Source organism: Streptomyces sp. NPDC041124, from assembly GCF_055592385.1.
This window is the reverse complement of sequence record NZ_JBVIYR010000004.1, coordinates 502,219-522,684: the sequence shown is the minus strand read 5'-3', so window position 1 is coordinate 522,684 and position 20,466 is coordinate 502,219. Positions and strand designations below refer to the sequence as shown.

Here is a 20,466-nt window from a genome sequence, read left to right as displayed (position 1 = left end):
GTTCATTCCCCCAGGTCGAGAGTGAGTTTGGTGACGGTGAACGCCTCGGCGTAGCGCGCGTGGCATTCGATGCCGCGGATCCGGGCCAGACCGAGGAAGGCCTCCCGGTCGTACCAGGGCCGGTGCCGCTGCGAGGGGTAGTGCTCCTGCAGCAGCCGCACCTTGCGCTCGGCGGTCTCCGGCGACAGCGGCTGGTACGCCGTCATCCGGCCGAGGTCGCCGTCCCACTTGACGATCTCGTAGCCGAGCACCAGGTGGTCCCGGAACGCGGTGGTCATCAGCCGCGCCAGGCCGCGGTGGTCCTGGTGAGCGTCCTCGGTGCGCGGGGCCAGCACGAGATCCGGCTCGGTGCGGGCGCGCAGCTCCTCGACCGCGGCCTTGGCCTCCTCCCAGTGCGCCGGTATCCGGCCGTCCGGCAGTTTGAGCACGGTCGGCCGCAGGTCGGCACCGGGGCAGAAGGCGGCGAGCGCGGCCCGCTCCTCCTGCTCCCGCTCACCGCCGCCGCCGGACAGCACCAGCGCGTCGACGCGGATGCCGGGCCGGGCGAGGCACAGGGCCAGCAGAGTGCCGCCGGCGCCGATGGCGATGTCGTCGCAGTGCGCGCCCACCGCGACGACCCGGTCCAGGCGGCCGGTCCCGAGGCGGATCACGCCCGCGTCCCGGCGCCCGCACCGTCCCGTTCCCACACCGCCCACGGGCGGTCGCCCCGCGCGTACGCCTCGTCGAGCGCGGCCCGCTCCTTCACGGTGTCGGTCGGCTTCCAGAAGCCGCGGTGCCGGTACGCCACCAGTCGCCCCTGCTTGGCGAGCCCGGCACAGCCGTCCGCGACCAGGTCACCGCCCTCGGGGATGTGGTCGAGGACCTCGCGGCGGAGCACGAAGTAGCCGCCGTTCTCCCACAGCGGCAGCTCACTCACCGGGGTGATGCCCCCCACCAGGCCGTCCTCGCCCAGGTCCACGCAGTGGAACGAGGACTGCGGCGGCACCACCATCATCGACGCGCCGGCGTCGCGCCGCGCGAACCGGTCGATCATCTCCGGCAGCGGCGCGTCGGTGAGCACGTCGGCGTAGTTGGCGAGGAACATCTCGTCGCCGTCCAGGTGGTGCCGCACCCGGCGCAGCCGCTCCCCGATCGGGGACTCGATGCCGGTCTGCGCGAACGTGATCGTCCAGTCCGCGATGTCGGTGGACAGCAACTCGGTGCGCCCGCCCCGCAGTACGAAGTCGTTGGACGTCGTCTCCTCGTAGTTGAGGAAGAAGTCCTTGATGTGGTGCGCCCCGTAGCCCAGGCACAGGATGAACTCGGTGTGCCCGTAGTACGCGTAGTAGCGCATGACGTGCCAGATCAGCGGGCGCGGCCCGACCATCGCCATCGGCTTGGGCACGTCGTCGGAGGTTCCGCTGCGCATCCGCAGCCCGTAACCGCCGCAGAACAGTACGACCTTCATCGCTCGACCTCGACAATGCTCAGTTCCGGTATGGGGAAGACCAGCCGTCCGCCCCACTCGTGCACGAAGGACAGCTGCTCGGTCAGCTCGGCCCGCAGGTTCCACGGGAGCACCAGGACGTAGTCCGGCCGGTCGGCGGCGATCCGCTCCGGCGGCAGGACCGGGATGCGGGTGCCGGGGGTGAACCTGCCGTGCTTGTAGGGGTTGCGGTCGACCGTGTACGGCAGCAGGTCGGGCCGGATGCCGCAGTGGTTGAGCAGGGTGTTGCCCTTGCCCGGCGCGCCGTAGCCGACGACCGTCTCACCGCGCTCCGCCGCCTCGATGAGGAACCGCAGCAGGTCCCGGCGCACCTTGGCCACCCGGGCGGCGAACTCGGCGTACCCGGACAGCTCCCGCAGTCCGGCGGCCTTCTCCCGGTCCAGCACGTCCGCCACCCGCCGGGACGGCTCGCCGGCCACCCCCTCGGGCCGGGCCCACAGCCGGATCGAGCCGCCGTGCGTCGGCAGCAGCTCCACGTCCACCAGGGTCAGTCCGCCGCTGGCCAGCGCCCGGGCCGCCGCCGCGACCGTGTAGTACTGGAAGTGCTCGTGGTAGATCGTGTCGTACTGGTTCTCCTCGATCAGGGTCAGCAGGTGCTGCACCTCGAGGGAGACCCAGCCGTCGTCGGCGACCAGGGCGCGCAGCCCCCGGGTGAAGCCGACCACGTCGGGGATGTGCGCGTACACGTTGTTCGCCACGACCAGGTCCGCCGGGCCGTGCTCGGCCCGCACGTCCGCGCCGGTGGCCGGGTCGAGGAACGCCGTCAGCGTGGGCACTCCCGCGTCACGTGCCGCGGCGCCCACGTTCACCGACGGCTCGATGCCCAGGCAGCGGATCCCGCGGTCCACCACGTGCCTCAGCAGGTACCCGTCGTTGCTCGCCACCTCGACCACGAAGGAGTCCGCGCCGAGGCCCAGCCGGGACGCCGCGCCGGCGACGAAGGTGCGCGCGTGCTCCACCCAGGAGGTCGAGTAGGAGGAGAAGTACGCGTACTGGGTGAACGTCTCCTCCGGAGTGATCAGCGGAGGGATCTGCGCGAGCCAGCACTCCGTGCACACCCGCAGGTGCAGCGGGTACGCCGGTTCCGGCCGGTCCAGTTGGTCCGCGGCGAGGAAGCTCTCGCACGGCGGAGTCGCCCCCAGGTCGACGACGCTCGCGAGCGCCTCCGCACCGCAGAGTCGGCATCGTGTCATCTACTGCCCCCATCCCGCCCGCGCGGGTGACCCCGCCGCGAGCCACTGCTTGCGTCCCCCGGCGGCGGGCCCACCCCGCCGCCGGACCGCCCCGCGACCGCGGTGCGGTACCCCTCCAGCAGGCGCTCCAGCCCGACGGCCGGGCTGAAGTCCCGTTCGTACCGGCGCCGGGCCGCCCGCCCCATCTCCCGGTTGCGGGCCCCCTCGGCGGTGATCCGGCGCAGACAGGCCGCGAGGGAGGCGGCGTCGCCCGGCCGGTGCAGCAGCCCCGTCCTGCCGTCCTCGACGAGCTCGGTGAAGGCGCCGTGCCCGGCGGCGACGGCCGGGACCCCCGCCGCCATCGCCTCGACGACCACCAGGCCGAACGTCTCCAGCCACGTCGAGGGAGCCACCACGGCGACCGACCGCGCGACGGCCTGACGGCACCGATCGGTGTCGTACAGGCCGGCGTACCGCACGTCGTCCCGGCCCGCCGCCCAGGCGGCCACCTCCCGCTCCAGCGGCCCCGCCCCGGCGATCACCAGCGGTACGCCCGCACCGCCGCCGGCGGCGATCTCGTCCCACGCGGCCATCAGCAGCCGCACGCCCTTGGTCTCCGCGAGGCGGCCGAGGAAGAGCAGGTGCTCACCGTCGCCCGCCCGGCGGACCTCCGGATCGGGCACGAAGTTGTGCTTCACCGCCAGCCGCTCCGCCGGCAGCCCGGCCCCGACCAGCACGTCGCGCTGCGCGGCGGAGATGCAGAAGAACCGCTCCACGCCGGACCACCAGCGCCGCCGGTTCACCGACAGACTGACCGCCAGCGGCACCGTGGCCAGCCGGGAGCCCCGGTAGCAGCCGTGCCGCACGGCGGGCAGCGGTGATCCCCCGACGCACTCGGTGCACGGCCGGCCGTCCCGCTGGAGCGTGCCGGGCGGACAGACCTGGGTGTAGTTGTGCAGCGTGGCGACGGCGGGCACCCCCGCGTCGGCGCAGGCGGCCAGCACCGCCGGCGACAGCAGCGGGAAGACGTTGTGGACGTGCACCACGTCCGGCCGTTCGGCGCGCAGCCGCGCGGCGAGCTCCCTGCGGACCGCCGGGTTCCACGGCACCAGCAGCGGCAGCGCGGCCTTGCCGGGCAGGGACCGGCCGGCGATGTCGTCGCTGCGCCGCTCGAACAGCCCGACCCGGTGGCCGGCCCCGCGCAGCAGCGCCACCTCCTGGTCGACGACCTTGTTCTCCCCGCTCGGCTGCGCCGAGGCGTAGCGGTTGTGCACCACGAGGACGTGCATGGTCAGGTCACCTCCGATTGCCGGGCCCACCGCGGAACGCGCCGCCGGGGGACCTCGGGCGGCGGGAGGGACGGGGCCGCGGCGGGCGCCGCCAACAGGGAGGCGGCCACCGTCAGATGCAGCAGGTACGGCGAGGCGTCGCCCAGCCCGGCCTCGGTGTACGAGGCGATCGCGCAGTAGCTGATCAGGAACAGGGCGCAGGCCCTCGACAGCGACGGCGGCCGCAGCAGCGCGACAGCGCCCAGCACGGCGATCATCGCCGCGACCAGGGTCACCCCGGTCACCCCCTGCTCGTGGTAGACGGCCAGCCAGCTGTTGTCGATGGGCAGCCCGCCGAACGACTTGTCACCCAGGCCCGCGCCGAACACGTACTCCGTGGTCGTCCGGGGCGCCGCCAGCAGCGCGTCCCACACCTTGGCCCGGCCGGTGAGGCTGGTGAAGTTCTCCTGGCTCTGCCCGCGCAGGAACCACGCCTGCAGCGCGGAGCCGAATCCCACCGCGGCCACGGCGGCCACCAGCACGGCCCAGGTGAAGAACCGGCGGGCGGCGGCGCTGGTCAGCACGAGCGAGCCGATCGCCACCGTCAGCCCGGCGATCAGGCCGAGCGTGGCCGTACGGGTGTGGGTCAGGGCGAGCAGGGCCAGGGCCGGCACGACGACCAGGGCCGCGCTGCCCCGGTCGGTGCGGCGGCCCAGCAGGAGCAGCACGCTGAGCCCGGTGATCACCGCGGCGTACTGGCCGATCTGCGGCGGGGTGAGCGGCCACAGCGCGCCGACCAGCCGCCCGCCGTAGAGGTCGGGCAGGGCGGCGCCCGGGGAGACGGCCAGCCCGGCGGCCACCGAGCACAGCACCAGGAAGTACATCCGGATGTGGTGCCGCACGAAGCCGGTGCCGCCGTCCCACCAGCGGCTGAGCAGCCACAGGGTGGCGACGAAGAGGGTCAGCCGGGCGCAGCGGAACAGCGCGCCGAAGCCCGACTCCAGGCTCGCGCTGGCGATCACGCTGGGCACCAGCAGCAGGGTGAGCAGGAACAGGAAGGCGCTCGGCCGCACGCGCAGCCGGAGGTCGACCGCGAGCGCCAGCGTGAACGCGGCGACCAGGGCGCCCATGGTGACCATCTGGATGAGGGAGCGGGGCAGCGGCACGATGGTCTTCGCCCCGGCGGAGCCGAGCGTGTTGAGGACCAGCAGCCCCCAGGCGGTCCCGACGGCCCGCGGCGTGCGCCCGGCACCCATGTCAACCACCGTCCCGGGTACGGAAGGTGCTGTTCGCGTCCTGCCGGTAGGGCGCGCCCTGCCACTGCCCGCGGTCCAGCACCCGGCTCGGGTCGTGGGCGACGAACGTCCACGCTCCGACGTAGACGTTGTCGTGCCAGCGGTTGTCCTGCTCGTGGGTGATCGCCTCGGCGACCCCCTCGCCCTGGTACGGCGACCAGTCCGGGTAGGTGCCGTAGTTGGCCAGCACCGCCATGCGGGCGCACGTGTCCGCGCAGTCGACGACGGACGTGTCCAGCAGGAAGCGGTTGTGGTGGATGTCCACCCGCTGGGTCTTCCACCGGCAGTCGGAGCGCAGGGGCGCGGTGGCGATCGCCGGCCGCGCGCAGCGGGCGGTGTCCTCCACCAGCAGCGTGCAGTCGCCGGAGGAGGTGTTGGCGGGGCTGTTGCAGAACCGGTCGGCGTTCTCCCACAGGGTGATGCCGGACCAGTTGTCCTCCAGCACGTTCCGGTGGATCTCGATCCGGTCCGTGCGGGCCCGCACCCGCGGTTCGCCGCCGGACTCGGAGACGTAGACGGTCGCGAACGGGAAGGTGTCGCCGCGGTCGGCGTACCGGCGGCCCTCGACCCAGTTGTTCCGCCGGATCGTGTTCCCCCGGACCACCGCGTTGTAGCTGGTCTCGTAGATCAGCGCGGCACCGTCGTTGGCCTCCAGAACGTTGTCCTCGATGCGGAAGTCGTTGTTGTTGGTGTCCGCCCACAGGCCGCTGCCGCGGTTGTCGTGCACCCAGTTGCCGCGTACGTCGGCGCCGTCGACGGCCCAGAACTTGATGCCGCCGGTGCAGCCGCAGCCCGGCCGCTTCCGCTCCCAGTCGCCGGTGTTGTTGCCGGTGATCTCGTTGCCCTCCACCACCAGGCCGGTGATGCGGCCACCGGCCTTGTAGGCGTTCATGCCGTACTGGCCGTTGTCGCGCAGGCAGTTGGCGCGGACCCGCTGGCGGGCCCCGGCCATCAGCCCGGCACCGGTGTTGTCCCGGATCGTCGAGTGCTCGATCACCCACCCGTCGGCCGAGTCGTGATTGACCACGCCCTCGTCGTGCGGCGCGACGAAGCCCCGCACGGTCAGGTGACGGACGGTGACGTCCCGGGCGGCGCCGCCGAAGGCGTACTGGTTGGTGCTGCGGCCGTCGAGCACCGCGCCCGGCGCCCCGAGGTAGGTGTTGCCCTCCTTGGGGACGACCTGGGCGTAGCGGTCCGGTCCGAGCCGGTGCGTGCCCGGCCGGAGCCAGAAGGTGGTGCGCGGGGGACTGTTCCTGGTCTTTGCGGCGAGGTCGCCGGTGACCGCGGGGTCGACGCTCACCGCGCCCGCCGGCGCCTTCGCCGGTCCGGGCTCGGGCCGGTCGCACACCCGGGCCACGGGGGCGGACGGCGCGGCGGTCGGCTCCGGCCGCGCGTCCGGCGCGCTGTCACAGCCGGTCCCCGCCAGCAGGACCAGTACCAGCGGTACCGCCGCCGGCGTCCGGCGCCGCCATGTGCTCCGCACCTGCCCTCCTCCCCCCTTCAGCCCGTGAACCCGAGCACGGTGGTGAAGCCCGCCGTGCCGCCGGTGAAGCCGGTGCCGACCAGGGTGGTGGCGGGTTCCCTGCGGCCGAAACCGGGGGAGTACCAGCCGAGCGGCGGGTCGCTCTCGCCGCGGTGCGCCCGCCAGTGAAGCCCCGCGGGCAGGTCCAGCACCGCGGTGCGGTCCTCGCCGTCCCGGGACCAGGCGAGCACCGCCCGGCCGCCCGCCAGGTCCGCGGTGACCTTGGGGCCGAGGTGGAACGCCAGGCGTACGGACCGGCGCGGGCCGCGCACCTCGTCGAGGATCCTCACCTCGCGCGTGGCGTGCGTCAGTTCCACCGTCCGCCGGTGCACGGACGTCCCGTACCCGTCGTGCTCGGCGCACCAGCGGGCCACCTCGCCGGCGGTGTCCGCGGACAGGACGCGGCTGTGGGCGTGCCGGGTCCACAGGAACGGGCCACCGGAGAGCGACTGGTCGGCGCCGTCCAGTTCCAGGGTGTTGTGGCCGAGCGTCGACCGGAAGTACCGCCGCCACTCGGGCTGACCGTGGTAGCAGTAGGTCCCCGGGTCGGCGAGCACGTCGACGCCGTCGTGCCGGACCTCCACGGACAGCGCGTCCGCGTGGGCGTGCGCGGCGATGGACAGGAACCCGTGCGGGCCGCCGTCGCAGCGGCACCAGATCCCTCCCGGCCCGCGCAGGACGGTGAGCCCCGCGTCGGCGAAGTGGTCCGGCCGGCTCGCCGGGCGGGGCACGGACGCGGCGGCGCCCGCCGGACGGTTCCCGCCGGCGGCGGGCGCTGTGAGGTCCGGTGCCTGCCCGCGCCGGGCGGTGCCGCCGGCCCCGGGAAGCGGCCCCCCGTCCGGCGGAGCCGCCCGGCGGGTCCGGACGGCCGGGCGCAGCCACCGCTCCGGCGGCGTCGTACGGCCGGCGCCCGCCGAGGCGCGGCCGACCGCACCGGCGCGGGCGCCGGGCGCGGGAGCGCGGCCGGGGAGCGGCGGGACGCCGGGGCGGATCAGCGCGGCCAGCAGCGGGGTGCGTACGTCCGTGCCGGTCACCTCCGGCCACCACGGGAGCCGGCCGAACACGGCGTCCCCGGTGGCCAGCAGCGAGCCCCAGCGGTCGGTGCCCGCACCGTCCACGACCAGGCCGTGCCCGTCGTCGGCGTCCCCCTGGCGGGGAGGCCGCAGCCGGTCGTCCACGACGGCCGCGAGCGCGTCCGTCATCCGCAGCAGCACCAGCCGCACGGTCGCGGGCACCGGCACGCCCGCGGCGTCGGCCTCGGCGACGGCGGCCAGGCCGAGTTCCAGCACCAGCCCGTGGTACTCGGTGGCCAGCTCGCGGTTGAGGCCGGAGCGGAAGGTGTTGCCGCGCAGGTGCCGCTCCAGCGACCGCAGCGCGTCGGCCCGCAGCCGCGCCGACTCGGGGAACCAGCCGAACGCGCAGGCCGCGGCGAGCTGCCCGGCCGCCTCGGCGACCGCGTGGTTGTTGGCCGAGGACCCCCGGCTGGGGAACGCGGCCAGCCAGCGCTGGTGGTGCCAGATCTGGTTCCGTGCCACCGGGTCGTCCTCGAACAGCCCGGCCGCGCCCGGCCAGCCGTCGAGCAGCCGGCGGATCCACACCCAGGACAGCAGCCGGATGCCCAGCTCGATGCCGCTGGTCCAGTGCACCCCGCGCAGCGGCGGGTTGACCGTCCACCACGACCGCAGGTGTCCGGCGACACGCTCGGCGTACCGTTCGTCCCCGGTGACCGCGTACGCGGCCGCGAGCACGGTGAGGTACTGGTGCCGGGACGGCTCCCAGATCTGCTTGACGTCACCGACCGCGTCCTCGTCCCGGTACGGCACGTCGAAGGCGTAGCCCCCCGGTGCGCGCCGACCGGTCTTCGGGTCGAACCACCAGTCCGGGTCGGTCAGGTCCTCGCGCTCCACCCCGAAGAACGCGGCGTGCCCGGCCATCAGCCGGTCCGCCTCGGCGACGAGGTGTTTCGCCGCGTCCGGCGGCACCGAGACGATCGTCCCGGCGGGCAGGACGGCGGTGAACCGGGCGCCGGTCACGCCCGGGCAGGCCGGCGGCGGCGCCGACCGCCACCGCCGTCTGCGCACGGCGTCGCCCACCCGGCCGCCGACCTCCCGCGGCCCCATCCGGGACAGCCGGCGCAGGTACCAGCCCGGACTCCCCGCGCTCACGGTCATCGCGCCCCCGCCAGCGTCACCGGCACGCCTGCGGCCAGGCCGGCCGGGACGGCGAGGGTCGCCGCCGTGGTGGCGGCCAGCGACTCCAGCGGCACCGGCATCGGACCGCCGGTCCGCACCGCCCTGACGAAGGCCGCCAGCTGGGCGGACTGGCCCTTGTCCCGGGCCTTGGGCAGCCGCGAACTGACCCAGCGCTTGCGGCCGTCGTAGACCGAGGCGCGGACGAAGTCGTCCAGGCGCAGCGCGCGCCCGTCCGCGACCAGGTCCAGGGTCTCCTTGGGGAAACCGGACGGGCCGGTGGTGACGTAGCTGATGGTGGCGGTGGACCCGTCCGGGTAGCGCAGCACGACCTGGAGGTCGTCACCGCCGGGGGTGGCGAGCGCGTACACCGAGACCGGGTCGGCCCCGAGCAGCCGGCTCGCCGTGTCGACGAAGTGTCCGCCCTCGCCGACGAACCGCGAGCCCTCCGTGCCCTGCTGGAGGTACCAGCTGCCGTGGTCGAGACGGCCGGCGTTGACCAGGTAACGGACGTGTCCCGGCCCGGTGCGGGCGCCGAACCTCTCCCGGGCCTCCCGCAGCAGCGGCGCGAACCCGCGGTTGAAGCCCACCTGGAGCCGGTCGTTGCCGGACTCCTCCACCGCCGCCAGCACGCCCGCCAGTTCGTCCCCGGTGAGCGCCAGCGGCTTCTCCACGAACACCGCCTTGCCGGCCAGCAGCGCCTTCCGGGTCAGTTCGGCGTGCGAACTGTGCCGGGTGACCACGAACACCGCGTCGACGGACGTGTCGCCGAGCACGGCGTCGAGGTCGGTGGTCGCCCCGGCGAAGCCGAACCTGTGCTGCGCGTTGGCCGCGGACAGCGCCGTCGTGGTGACGACCGTGGACAGCTCGACACCCTCGCGCCCCACCAGGTGCGGCAGCAGCATCGACGACGCGTAGGTGCCCGCGCCGACGAACGCCAGCCGCACCGGCGTCCCGGAGGCCCGGGCCGGGGCGGGCACCCGGCCGCCGCGCCGCACCGCGGGCACCACCACCTGCGGAGCCGGCGCCTTCCCCGGCTCCGGCTGCCCGGGGTAGCGGAACAGCACGGCCACGGCCTTGAGGCCGCCGTCCTGAAGACTCCGGTACGTCTGAACGGCGTCGTCGAAGCCGGCCGTGTGGGAGACCAGCGGCTCCACGTCCACGCGGCCCCGGGCGGCGAGGTCGAGGAAGCACGCCAGGTTGCGGCGCTCGGTCCAGCGCACGTAGCCGACCGGGTAGTCCCGGCCCTGGAGCTCGTACTCGGGGTCATAGCGCCCGGGACCGTAGCTGCGGGAGAAGCGGACGTCGAGTTCCTTCTCGTAGTACGCGTTCCACGGCAGGTCGAGACGGCACTTGCCGATGTCGATCACCCGGCCCCGGTCGCGGGAGAGCCGTGCCGCCAGCTCGACGGGCTGGTTGCTGTCCCCGCCGGCGGCCAGGTACACCTGGTCCACGCCCAGCCCGCCGGTGAGTTCGGCGACGGCCTGTTCCACGGCCGGCGAGCCGGGGTCGCCGCAGGCCGCCGCGCCCAGCCGTTCGGCGAGCTCGCAGCGCACCGGGTCGGGGTCGGCCCCGACGACCCGCACCCCCGAGGCGGCGAGCAGCTGCACCACCAGCTGGCCGATCAGCCCCAGGCCGATGACCAGGGCCACGTCACCGAGCTGCGGCTCGCCCCGGCGCACCCCCTGCAGCGCGATCGACCCGACGGTGCCGAACGCCGCGTGCCGCGGCGCGAGACCGTCCGGCACCGGGGAGTAGAGGTTCTTCGGCACCCAGTTCAGCTCGGCGTGCAGCGCGTGCTCGTTCCCGGCGCAGGCCACCAGGTCGCCGGCCTTCACGTCGTCGATCCCGGCGCCGACCTGCTCCACCACCCCGCACAGCGAGTAGCCGAGCGGCGTCCAGGAGTCCAGCTTGCCCATCACCTTGCGGTAGGTGGCGGGCACGCCGTTGACGGCCACGCTCTGCATCACCTTGGCCACCTGGTCGGGCCGGGAGCGCGCCTTGCCCAGCATCGACATGCCGGCCTCGGACACCTTCATCAGCTCGGTGCCGGTGGAGATCAGCGAGTAGGAGGTGCGGACCAGCACCCCGCCCGGCTTGCACCCCGGCACCGGCACGTCGAGCAGGGCCAGTTCGCCGGTCTTGTAGTTCTGTACGACCTGTTTCACCGAAGTCCTCTTGTTCTCTACGCCGTCGGGGAGTTCTGGCCGGACCCGGAGGTCGCGCCGCGGTACCAGTACTCGAGGGTCAGCACGTGCCACAGATGCTTGGAGAAGTCCTGCTGCCCGGCGGCGTCCTCGGCGACGAGCCGTCGGAGCGCGTCACGGCGCAGGAAGCCGGAGCGGACGAGCTCGCCGTCGTTGACCACCTCGCGCACCAGTGGCGCCAGGTCCCGGCTCATCCACGCCCGCAGCGGGGCGCTGAACAGGCCCTTGGGCCGGTGGACGATCTCCCGGGGCAGGACGGAGAGGGCCGCTTCCTTGAGCACGGCCTTCCCCTGCCGCCCGGCGATCTTGCGGCGGCCGGGCACGGCGAACGCCGCCTTCACCACCTCCACGTCCACGTAGGGAACCCGCACCTCGGTCGAGGCGGCCATGCTGGAGCGGTCCGTGTAGGCGAGGTTCAGGCCCGGCAGGAACATGCGGGCGTCGGCCAGGCACATGCGGTTGACGAAGTCGTCGAGGCCGTTGTCCGCGTAGACGTCCGCGTGCTCGGTCAGCACGTCGTCGACCGTCCCGGCGAGGTCCGGATCGACGAGGGCGAGCAGCTCCTGCCGGTCGTACAGGGTGTAGCTGCGCCGGAACGCGGTCTCCTCCGGCAGGTCGGCGAAGGACAGGAACCGCTTCGCGAAGCGCACCGACCGGTACCCCCGGCGGGCCGTGGCCACCGGCAGCCGGTCCACGGCGCCGGACACGCCGCGCCGCAGGGGTCCCGGGACGCGCTGGTAGCGCAGGGCGAGCAGGTTGGCCAGGTGCTTGCGGTACCCGGCGAACAGCTCGTCGGCGCCCATCCCCGAGAGCATCACCTTCACCCCGGCCTCCCGGGCGGCCGAGCAGATCAGGAACGTGTTGATCGCGGCGGGGTCGCCGATCGGCTCGTCCAGGTGGTACGTCATCCGCGGCAGCAGGTCGAGCACGTCCGGCGCGATCTCGATCTCGCGCAGGTCGACCCCGAACCGCCCGGCCACCTGCCGGGCGTAGCGCAGGTCGTCCGGCATCGCTTCGAAGCGGGCGTCCTCGGCGCGGAACCCGATCGTGTACGCCGAGATCCCGGGCCGGTCCCGGGCCGCCAGCGCCGTCAGGTAGCTGGAGTCCAGGCCGCCGGAGAGGAAGGTCGCGACGGGGACGTCGGAGAGCAGGTGACGCCGGGTCGACTCCTCCACGACGGCGGCGACGTCCGGCACCTCGCCGGCCAGGGCCCGCTCCGCGGCCTCGGCGGCGACGTCCCTGAGGTTCCAGTAGCGGCCGCGCTCCACCCGGCCGTCGGGCCGGCACCTCAGCCAGCTCCCCGGCGGCAGCTTCTCCGCCTCGCGGAACGCGCACCGCGAGTCCGGCACCCAGTAGTACAGCAGCGAGGCCACCAGCGCCGCGTGGTCCACCTCCAGCGACCCGCCGGTCACGGCGGCGAGCGCCTTGAGTTCGGAGGCGAAGACCAGTGACTCGCCGCGGCGCAGCAGGAACAGCGGCTTGATGCCGAGCTGGTCGCGGGCGAGCACCAGCTCCCCGGTCCGCTCGTCGAAGACGCCGAAGGCGAACATGCCGCGCAGCCGGGGGAGGCAGTCCGTGCCCCAGCGCCGCCACGCCTCCAGCAGCACCTCGGTGTCGGAGGTCCCGCGGAAGCGCACCCCGGCGGACTCCAGTTCGGCGCGCAGCTCGGGCGCGTTGTACAGCTCGCCGTTGTACGTCAGGGCGAGGCCGCCGGAGACCATCGGCTGGGCGCCGGTCCCGGACAGGTCGACCACGGCCAGCCGGCGGTGCCCGAGGTGCACCTCGCCGTCACCCACCGAGTGGCTGTACCGTCCGGCCCCGTCCGGGCCGCGGTGGGCGAGGGTGTCGGTGAGCCGGTCGGTGACGGCCTTGCCGTCCGGCCACCGGTACGTGCCTGCGATGCCACACATGTACTACCGCGCCTCCTGGTCACTGTCCAAGGCCCGTGCCGCCGCCGTCGGCTGCCGCTCGGTCCGCCGCGGGCCGTCCCCCACTGCCTGGACGGCGTGGGAGGTACCCCCGCCGTTCCACCGGGCCGGCCGCTCGCCGTGGCCGGGCGGGCCGGCCTGAGGGCCGGTGCGCCGGCCGGTGTGCTGACCGGTAGCCCGGCCGGTGGGCGGGCCGTCCCACAGCGTGCCGTCGGTCCGGTCCCGGGGATCGGGGTCGATCAGCACCACACCGATGACCGCGACGCGCTGCTCCGCGAGCTGCCGTGCCACGGTGTGCAGCCACGCCGTGCCGGCGTGTCCGGCCCGCACGACCAGCACGGTCCGGGTGCCGAGGTGGCGCAGGTCGGTCCACGCCGTGCCCGGCGCCACCGAGCCGACGCCCAGCCCGCGCCCCCCGGCCGGCACGTCCGCCGCCCGCCCGCCGTCGACCACGGCCGGGTCACCGGGCTTCGGGCGGCGGTCCGAGAGCTGGGGGCCCGGCAGACCGTCGACGACGACCACGGGCTGCTCCGCCGCCAGCGCGCGGGCGAGGTCCAGGGCGAGGTCGCTCGCGGCGCGCGCGCAGCCCAGCTCCAGCAGCGACACCGGCTCCGCGGAGCCGCGCACGCTGCGGGTCAGGGACGTGGTGAGCCGGGCGCGTGCCGCCCGGGTCCGGCGGCGCCGCCACGGCGCGGCCGTCCGGCGGGGCAGTTCGGCGATCACCGAGGCGCCGAGGTGCGCCGCGATGTCCCGGCGCAGTACGGGGCGGTCCGCCACCACCGAGGTGACCGCCGCCACCGCCAGGCCGAGGGCGAGCCCGAGGACGAGCCCGATCGCGGCATTGGTGGCGGCCGTCCTCGGCAGCGAGTGCCGCACCACGCGCGGCGCGTCCACGATCCGGGTGCCGGCCACCAGCCGGGGCGTGCCGACGCGCGCCTCCGCGGCGCGCTGCCCGAAGTCGGTGATGCGGGAGGTGAGTTCGGCCCGGCGGGCGAACAGCGACTCCATGTCCGCCGCATCCTGCGGCCTGCCCTGCGGCGGTCCGTCCCCGATCGCCTCGTTGACCCGGTCGAGCTCCTCCCGCATGCGGCCCTGCTGTTCGAGCAGGGTCTCGGCCTCGGCGTTCGCGGCCTCCCGGATCCGCCGCACGTGGTCCCCGACGAACGCGTCGGCCAGCGCCCCGGCGCGGGTCACCGCTTCCGCGTCGCTGTCACCGGTGACCGTGATCTGCAGCAGGTTGTTGGTCAGGCCGAGGCCCTCGTAGTCCTCCATGAAGTCCTCTGGTTCCTCCGCGGACTTCATGGCCTTCAGGGCCTCACCGGCGATCCGCGTGGTGTGCAGCAGGGCGGCGTCGGTGCGGATGAGCGTCCCGGGGTCGTTCGGCTGGTCCTGCTGGTGGGCGACCAGCACCTTGGTCACCGCGGTCGGTGGCGGCGGCAGGAGGACCGCCACCGCCGCGCCGGCGAACAGCCCCAGCAGGGCCAGGGCGGACCACAGGCGGCGCCGTCCGCGCACCGCGACGACCAGGGAGTGCAGGTCCAGCAGCGGGGCGGAGGCCGGCGCGTCCGGTGTCGCGGGCGTCGTCATGCCGAACCCCCTGTCGTCGCCTCGCCCACCGCGAGTGCCGGCACCGCGGTGTCCCGGGCACGGCCGGCGGTCCCTGCCCGAGCGGCGGGCACCGGGTCGGCGAGGACGACGCCGACGACCTCGTGCCCCGCCTCCGCGCACGCCTCGGCGAGGCCGGTGAGCTCCTCCGCGGTCCACTCGCCCGCGCCGAGCACGACGACGGCGCCGGACGCGTCGTCGCGGTCCGGCACCACAGGCCGGGACACCGGTACCTCCACCACCCGCAGGCCCGGATCGTCACCGGCCTCGGCGGCGAGCCGCTCGGCGGCCCGCAGGGCGATCCCGTCGCCGTCGGGGACCAGGACCAGCAGCCGTCGGGGGGCGGGCAGCCGGTCCCGGAGACGGGCGCACACCCGCCGGTAGCGGAGCCGGCGGCCGGCCTCGTCGCCGGATGCCCGCGGGGTCGGCGCGTCCCACCGGGTGCCGGTGCCGAGCAGCCGGCCGATCCGGGCCCGCGGGCCCGGCTCCCCGGGCCGGTGCGCGGGCCGTCCACCGGGTACGTCGACGGTCCCCAGCGGCGTCGAGCGGAGCGCCGCGGCGATCTCCGGTGCGGTGCGCGGCCGGCGGTTCATCCGGGCGGCGGTGAGGTGCCCGACGACCGCGAGGAGGAGGAACGACAGCGCCCCGGCGGCGACGAGGTGCAGCCTGGTGGGCGGTGCCTCGCCGTCCGGGCGGGCGGCCGGCCCCATGACGACCATGCCGGCCCGGGCCCTCGCGGGGTCGGACTGGTCCAGCTTGGTGACGGCCTCCTGGAGCGCGGTGCGCAGCTTCGCCAGCTCGGTGCGGGTCTGCACGCTCTCCACGGTCCGCCCCGGGTCGGCCGCGTCGGCCAGTTCGGTGATGCGGCGGCTGGTCCGCAGCACCAGCTGCCGGAGCTCCTCCGGCCGCGCCGCCGTCTCGGGGGCGCCGGCGTCGCCGACGACCCGCGCGGCGAAGGCGACGTAACTCTCGACCATCCCGTCCGCGAGCCGCTGCGCGCGTCCGGGGGTGTCGGCGGTGCCCGAGATCTCGATGATGTTCCCCTCGGCGGCCCTGGCGGCCACCCGGTCCCGCAGGTCGCCGCCCCCGACCCCGTCCCGGTCGAGTTCTGCGGCGGCGCGGTCCACCACCACCGAACTGGTCGCGATCTCCACCTGGGTCAGCAGTTCACGCTCCTCCCACGCACCCGGCAGCAGGACCGAAGCCGACGCCGTGTACCGCGGCGGGAACACCAGGGAGGCGCCGTAGCCGACGAGCGCGCCCAGCACGGTGAGTACGGCGAGCAGTCGCCGTCGCCGGCGGATCAGCCGCCCGATCGTGACCAGGCGTATCGTGTCCTCGCTCAACGGCGCGGCCTCTTCCCTGCCCGGCGCGGGCCGCGTGCCGGGGACCGGTCACGGCAGGCGGCGGCGTACGCGGCGAGCAGCGACGCCTGCGAGTTGCGCCAGGCCAGCGGCCCGTTGATCCGCTCCTGGCCGATCTTGCCCATCCGGGACCGTGTCTCCGGCTCGTCCAGCAGCCGCGCGACGAGCCGGGCGAACGCCCCCTCGTCGTTCGCGGGCGCGTAGAGGGCGGCGTCACCGGCGGAGACGCGCGCCTCACGGAGGTCGAAGGAGACGACCGGCCGGCCCATCACCATGTACTCCAGGACCTTGTTCATGGTCGACACGTCGTTGAGCGGGTTGTGCGGGTCGGGGGAGAGGCACACGTCCGCGGTGGACAGGTAGCGCACCAGGTCGGCGTCCGGGACGCGCCCGGTGAACTGCACCTGGTCCGAGAGCCCGAGCCGTCCGGACAGCTCCACCATCGCGTCGAAGGTGTCGCCGCCGCCGACGAACACCGCGTGCCAGTCGCTCCGTCCGACCTCGTCGCGCAGCTTCGCCAGCGCTCGCAGGGCGTAGTCGACGCCGTCCTGCGGCCCCATCACGCCGAGGTAGCAGAGCAGATGGGGCTTGCCGCGCTTCAACTCCGGCTCGGGAGCCACCGGGTGGAACCGTTCGGTGTCCGGGGCGCTGCGCACCACGAACACGTCCTCGGGCCGCCGCCCGCCGCGGCGCACCGCGACGTCCCGGTAGCTCTCGTTGGTGGCGAGCACGACGTCCGCCGCCCGGTAGGTCATCCGCTCCAGCGCGCACACGCCGCGGTACAGCAGGTCCTTGCCGCGGCCGAACCGGGACAGGTACAGCTCGGGCACCAAGTCGTGCTGGTCGAAGACGAACCGCGCGCCGTGCCGCTTCATCCACAGCGCCGGAAGGAACAGCAGGTCCGGCGGGTTGCAGGCGTGGACGACGTCGACCGGGCCGACCTTCCGGGCCAGCCGCACGGTGTGCCACAGCGCCGATCCGTACTCCCGCAGGTAGCCGGCCGGGCCCCCGGTGGCCGCGCGCAGCGGGTAGCGGTGGATCCGCACCCCGTCGATCACGGCCTCCGGCTCCGTGTCCCGCTTGGCTCCCCGGGGGCAGATGACGTGGACCTCCCAGCCCGCGTCGCGCAGCGTGGTGCACTCCTGCCACACCCGCCGGTCGAACGGCACCGACAGGTTCTCCACGAGGATCAGCGCGCGCCGGTCCGTGCGGCCGTCGCCGGCCGCGTCGTCGAACGATGTGTCACCAGGCAAGGCCCACGTACCCCGGTTCGGTCCGGCGCGCCTCGGCGTCGGGAAGGCGGACGAGATCGACGATCAGCGGGCCGCCGCCACGGGGCAGCGCCGCCACCACGGCCGGGTCCCTGGTCCCGACCAGGCACACCTCGGCGTGTTCGAGCACCTCCTCGACGGAGTCCGCGAGGAGCTGCGCGAGGTGCGGCAGCCGGGTCTCGATGTACTCGCGGTTCGCGCCGAGCAGCCGGGACAGGCTCACGTTGGCGTCGTGGATCCTGAGGTCGTACCCCTTGCCGAAGAGCCGTTCCGCCAGTTCCACGAGCGGGCTCTCGCGGAGGTCGTCGGTGCCGGGTTTGAAGGACAGCCCGAACATCCCCACCCGGCGCCTGCCGGTGCGCTCCACCAGCTCCACCGCCCGTTGCAGGTGGTCGGAGTTGGAGGGCAGCACATGGGCGAGGATGGGCACCGAGACGTCGGCGCGGCGCGCCGCGTGGACCAGGCTGCGCAGGTCCTTGGGCAGGCAGGAGCCGCCGAAGGCGAAGCCGGGGCGCAGGTAGGCGGGGCTGATGTTCAGCTTGCGGTCGGCCAGGAACACGTCCATGACCTGGTGCGAGTCCACCCCGAGGGCCTGGCACACCGCGCCCAGCTCGTTCGCGAAGCCGATCTTGAGGCCGTGGAAGGCGTTGTCCGCGTACTTGATCGCCTCGGCCGTCGGGATCGGCACCCGGAACACATCGCCGGGCAGACCCTCGTACAGTGCCGCCACGACGTCGCCGCTGGCCGGGTCGAGTTCCCCGATGACGGTCTTGGGCGGGTCGAAGAAGTCCCGCACACTGGTGCCCTCGCGCAGGAACTCCGGGTTGACCGCGACCCCGATGTCCACGCCGGCCGTGCCGCCGACGTACTTCTCCAGGATCGGCACCAGCAGGTCGAGGCAGGTGCCGGGGAGCATGGTGCTGCGGAACACCACGGTGTGCCGCCCGCCCCGCTCGGCGAGCGCCGCGCCGATCTGCTCGGTGACCCGTTCCAGATAGGTGGTGCACAGGCTGCCGTTGGGTTCCGAGGGGGTGCCCACGCAGACCAGCGACACCTCGCTGTCCATGATCGCCTCGCGGACGTCGCCCGTGGCGCGTAACGCCCCGCTCCGCACGACCCCTTCGGTCAGCTCGCCGATCCGCTCCTCGACCACCGGGGCCTTGCCGTCGTTGACCAGGTCGACCTTCACCTGGTTGACGTCCACCCCGACGACCCGGTGCCCCATGTCGGCCAGGCACGCGGCCGACACACAGCCCACGTAGCCGAGCCCGAACACGCTGATTCTCATGACCCGTTCCTCCCCCCAGGCAGGCCCTCACGGCCTGCGGTCCGCGCGCCGGCCGGTCCTCGGCCGTCCCGCATCAGTAGGCCCCCTGCCCGTGGATCACCGCGCGCAGCGTCTTCCACAGGATCACCGTGTCCAGGGCGAGCGACCAGTCCTCCACGTACCGCAGGTCCAGGCGGACCGTCTCCTCCCACGACAGGTCGCTGCGTCCGCTGATCTGCCACAGGCCGGTGAGTCCGGGCTTGACCAGCAGCCGCCGCCGGATGTCCGGGCCGTAGGCCGCGGACTCCTCCGGTAACGGGGGCCGCGGGCCGACGAGGGACATCGAACCGGTGAGCACGTTGAACAGCTGCGGCAGTTCGTCGAGCGAGTACCGGCGCAGCACCGTCCCGACCCGGGTCACCCGCGGATCCCTGCGGAGCTTGAACAGCAGCCCCGCGCCCTCGTTGCGGTGGATCAGCTCGGCGCGGGCCCGGTCGGCCCCGGGGACCATGGTGCGGAACTTGAGCATGGTGAACTCGCGGCCGTCCTTGCCCACGCGGCGCTGGCGGTAGAACACCCCGCCCCGGCTGTCCGTCGCCACGAGCAGCCCCACGCACACCATCAGCGGCGCGAACAGGATCAGCAGCAGCGCCGCGCCCAGCCGGTCGACGACCCCCTTGACCGCGCGGCGGCCGCCGCTGAAGGTCGGCATGCTGACCCGCAGCAGCGGGATCCCGAGCACCGCGTCGATGTGCAGCCGGGGACCGGCCACCTCCATCAGCACGGGGGCCACGACCATCTCGGTGTCGCTGCCCTCCAGGCTCCAGGCCAGCCGCTGGAGCCGCTCGGGTGACCAGTGCGGGTCCGGTGTGACCGCGACGACGCGGTAGCCGTCGCGGTGGACGTGACCCGCGACGTCCGTCAGCCGGCCGACGACCGGCACTCCGTCGAGCCGGTCACCGTCGGCCCCCGCGCCCTGCGTGGTGCACACGGCGTCCACCCGCCAGCCGAGGTGCGGGAACTTGCGGGTCCGGGTGATCAGGTCGCGCACGGTGGCCGGGCTGCCGGCCGCCAGCACCGGTCTCAGACACCGGCCTTCCTTGCGCTCCTTGTGCAGCCAGAGGCGCAGCAGATACCGCTCGGTCATGGTGACGATCGCGATCGCGGGAATCGCCACGAAGATCCATAACTTGATGTTGCGCGAGGTGAGCGCGATTCCGCCGAGCGCCAGGACGACGGTCGCCATGAACAGCGAGCGTCCGAGCCGGCGGAATTCCTCCGCTCCCTGGCCGAGAACGGCCGGAGCCCATGACCGGCTCACCGCCAGCGCCCCCAGCACCAGCAGCCAGGTGCCGAATGCGAGAATCCCCCATTTCTCGTGCCAGTCGGCCGCGTCCCGCGCCCCGAAGAAATTGCCGATTCCCGCCACTACGAAGGCCGTGGCCACGGTGTCGCCGGTGATCACCGTACGGCGGTACCGCTGCTCCCAGTCGATCGCGGGCCCGCTGATCGTCCCGTCCGCCGGACGCCCGCGCGTCGACGGAAACGGGCTGAGTAATCCCCCTTGCCGCACAGAACCCCCCAGGTCCCCAGTGGTTCGACGTGTTCGCCCAACACTGTTCCTCCCACCCCCGGGAGGCCCCCGCCCCCCGTGCCGCGCTGTTCCTCCCCGCGTGAGGCCCCCGCCTCCGCGCATGACGTGCCGGCTGTCGCAGAACTGCGTGAACGACCCACCCCGGCGGCAGCGACGCGAGCCGCCCTGCCGAACTCTCGAGGTGTGCGTGAAAACCCTTCGGGACCCCGGCTGCTCCCCGCACCCGAAGCCGCTTGCGGGCTACAGGAATTGATCACCCCCACGTCCGGCGTCGGAATGTGACCTCGTGCTTTCCGCA

The 20,466-nt window shown here is 74.2% G+C and carries 14 protein-coding genes; all 14 read right to left on the bottom strand.

The window, feature by feature from the left end:
* Window positions 1-2 precede the first annotated feature (2 nt).
* The 14 genes from ACZ6A9_RS13930 to ACZ6A9_RS13865 all read right to left on the bottom strand — a co-directional run bounded on the left by ACZ6A9_RS13930 (window position 3) and on the right by ACZ6A9_RS13865 (window position 20,147).
* Window positions 3-650, bottom strand: coding sequence for a PIG-L deacetylase family protein (locus ACZ6A9_RS13930; RefSeq protein WP_468984171.1), 648 nt, complete (start codon window positions 648-650; stop codon window positions 3-5).
* Window positions 647-1,447, bottom strand: coding sequence for a glycosyltransferase family protein (locus tag ACZ6A9_RS13925; protein ID WP_468984169.1), 801 nt, complete (start codon window positions 1,445-1,447; stop codon window positions 647-649). The genes ACZ6A9_RS13930 and ACZ6A9_RS13925 overlap by 4 nt, the downstream gene beginning before the upstream one ends.
* Window positions 1,444-2,679: a class I SAM-dependent methyltransferase gene (locus ACZ6A9_RS13920; RefSeq protein ID WP_468984164.1), complete on the bottom strand. Its 1,236-nt coding sequence runs from the start codon at window positions 2,677-2,679 to the stop codon at window positions 1,444-1,446. Before ACZ6A9_RS13920 ends, ACZ6A9_RS13925 begins: the two co-directional genes overlap by 4 nt.
* Window positions 2,676-3,947: a glycosyltransferase gene (locus ACZ6A9_RS13915; RefSeq protein WP_468984162.1), complete on the bottom strand. Its 1,272-nt coding sequence runs from the start codon at window positions 3,945-3,947 to the stop codon at window positions 2,676-2,678. Before ACZ6A9_RS13915 ends, ACZ6A9_RS13920 begins: the two co-directional genes overlap by 4 nt.
* Before the next feature lie 2 nt (window positions 3,948-3,949).
* Window positions 3,950-5,182: an O-antigen ligase domain-containing protein gene (locus ACZ6A9_RS13910; RefSeq protein ID WP_468984159.1), complete on the bottom strand. Its 1,233-nt coding sequence runs from the start codon at window positions 5,180-5,182 to the stop codon at window positions 3,950-3,952.
* Window position 5,183: 1 nt separating this feature from the next.
* Window positions 5,184-6,704: a right-handed parallel beta-helix repeat-containing protein gene (locus tag ACZ6A9_RS13905; RefSeq protein WP_468984156.1), complete on the bottom strand. Its 1,521-nt coding sequence runs from the start codon at window positions 6,702-6,704 to the stop codon at window positions 5,184-5,186.
* Window positions 6,705-6,721: 17 nt separating this feature from the next.
* A complete protein-coding gene (locus ACZ6A9_RS13900; RefSeq protein WP_468984153.1) occupies window positions 6,722-8,914 on the bottom strand; it encodes a heparinase II/III family protein in 2,193 nt (730 codons plus the stop codon).
* Entirely contained in the window at window positions 8,911-11,100 is a 2,190-nt protein-coding gene (locus tag ACZ6A9_RS13895; protein WP_468984151.1) for a bi-domain-containing oxidoreductase, read from the bottom strand. Before ACZ6A9_RS13895 ends, ACZ6A9_RS13900 begins: the two co-directional genes overlap by 4 nt.
* A gap of 17 nt (window positions 11,101-11,117) precedes the next feature.
* Window positions 11,118-13,049 carry an asparagine synthase (glutamine-hydrolyzing) gene (gene asnB / locus ACZ6A9_RS13890; protein ID WP_468984148.1) on the bottom strand — a complete coding sequence of 644 codons (1,932 nt, stop codon included), beginning with the start codon at window positions 13,047-13,049 and terminating at the stop codon, window positions 11,118-11,120.
* Between the two features lie 3 nt (window positions 13,050-13,052).
* Window positions 13,053-14,654, bottom strand: coding sequence for a Wzz/FepE/Etk N-terminal domain-containing protein (locus ACZ6A9_RS13885; protein WP_468984145.1), 1,602 nt, complete (start codon window positions 14,652-14,654; stop codon window positions 13,053-13,055).
* Complete coding sequence (locus ACZ6A9_RS13880; RefSeq protein ID WP_468984143.1) at window positions 14,651-16,018, bottom strand: Wzz/FepE/Etk N-terminal domain-containing protein; 1,368 nt, start codon at window positions 16,016-16,018, stop codon at window positions 14,651-14,653. The genes ACZ6A9_RS13885 and ACZ6A9_RS13880 overlap by 4 nt, the downstream gene beginning before the upstream one ends.
* A complete protein-coding gene (locus ACZ6A9_RS13875) occupies window positions 16,015-17,289 on the bottom strand; it encodes a glycosyltransferase family 4 protein (protein ID WP_468984140.1) in 1,275 nt (424 codons plus the stop codon). The genes ACZ6A9_RS13880 and ACZ6A9_RS13875 overlap by 4 nt, the downstream gene beginning before the upstream one ends.
* The gene (locus tag ACZ6A9_RS13870) at window positions 17,279-18,595 is read right to left on the bottom strand and encodes a nucleotide sugar dehydrogenase (protein ID WP_468984138.1); all 1,317 of its coding nucleotides are present in this window, start codon (window positions 18,593-18,595) and stop codon (window positions 17,279-17,281) included. Before ACZ6A9_RS13870 ends, ACZ6A9_RS13875 begins: the two co-directional genes overlap by 11 nt.
* A 73-nt stretch (window positions 18,596-18,668) precedes the next feature.
* Complete coding sequence (locus tag ACZ6A9_RS13865) at window positions 18,669-20,147, bottom strand: sugar transferase (RefSeq protein ID WP_468984135.1); 1,479 nt, start codon at window positions 20,145-20,147, stop codon at window positions 18,669-18,671.
* Between the last annotated feature and the right edge of the window lie 319 nt (window positions 20,148-20,466).

Bases quoted from the DNA above. Each gene is read 5' to 3' on its own strand.
- ACZ6A9_RS13925 (WP_468984169.1), bottom strand. From the start codon at position 1,447: ATGAAGGTCGTACTGTTCTGCGGCGGTTACGGGCTGCGGATGCGCAGC.
- ACZ6A9_RS13920 (WP_468984164.1), bottom strand. From the start codon at position 2,679: ATGACACGATGCCGACTCTGCGGTGCGGAGGCGCTCGCGAGCGTCGTC.
- ACZ6A9_RS13915 (WP_468984162.1), bottom strand. From the start codon at position 3,947: ATGCACGTCCTCGTGGTGCACAACCGCTACGCCTCGGCGCAGCCGAGC.
- ACZ6A9_RS13910 (WP_468984159.1), bottom strand. From the start codon at position 5,182: ATGGGTGCCGGGCGCACGCCGCGGGCCGTCGGGACCGCCTGGGGGCTG.
- ACZ6A9_RS13900 (WP_468984153.1), bottom strand. From the start codon at position 8,914: ATGACCGTGAGCGCGGGGAGTCCGGGCTGGTACCTGCGCCGGCTGTCC.
- asnB (WP_468984148.1), bottom strand. From the start codon at position 13,049: ATGTGTGGCATCGCAGGCACGTACCGGTGGCCGGACGGCAAGGCCGTC.
- ACZ6A9_RS13885 (WP_468984145.1), bottom strand. From the start codon at position 14,654: ATGACGACGCCCGCGACACCGGACGCGCCGGCCTCCGCCCCGCTGCTG.
- ACZ6A9_RS13870 (WP_468984138.1), bottom strand. From the start codon at position 18,595: ATGAGAATCAGCGTGTTCGGGCTCGGCTACGTGGGCTGTGTGTCGGCC.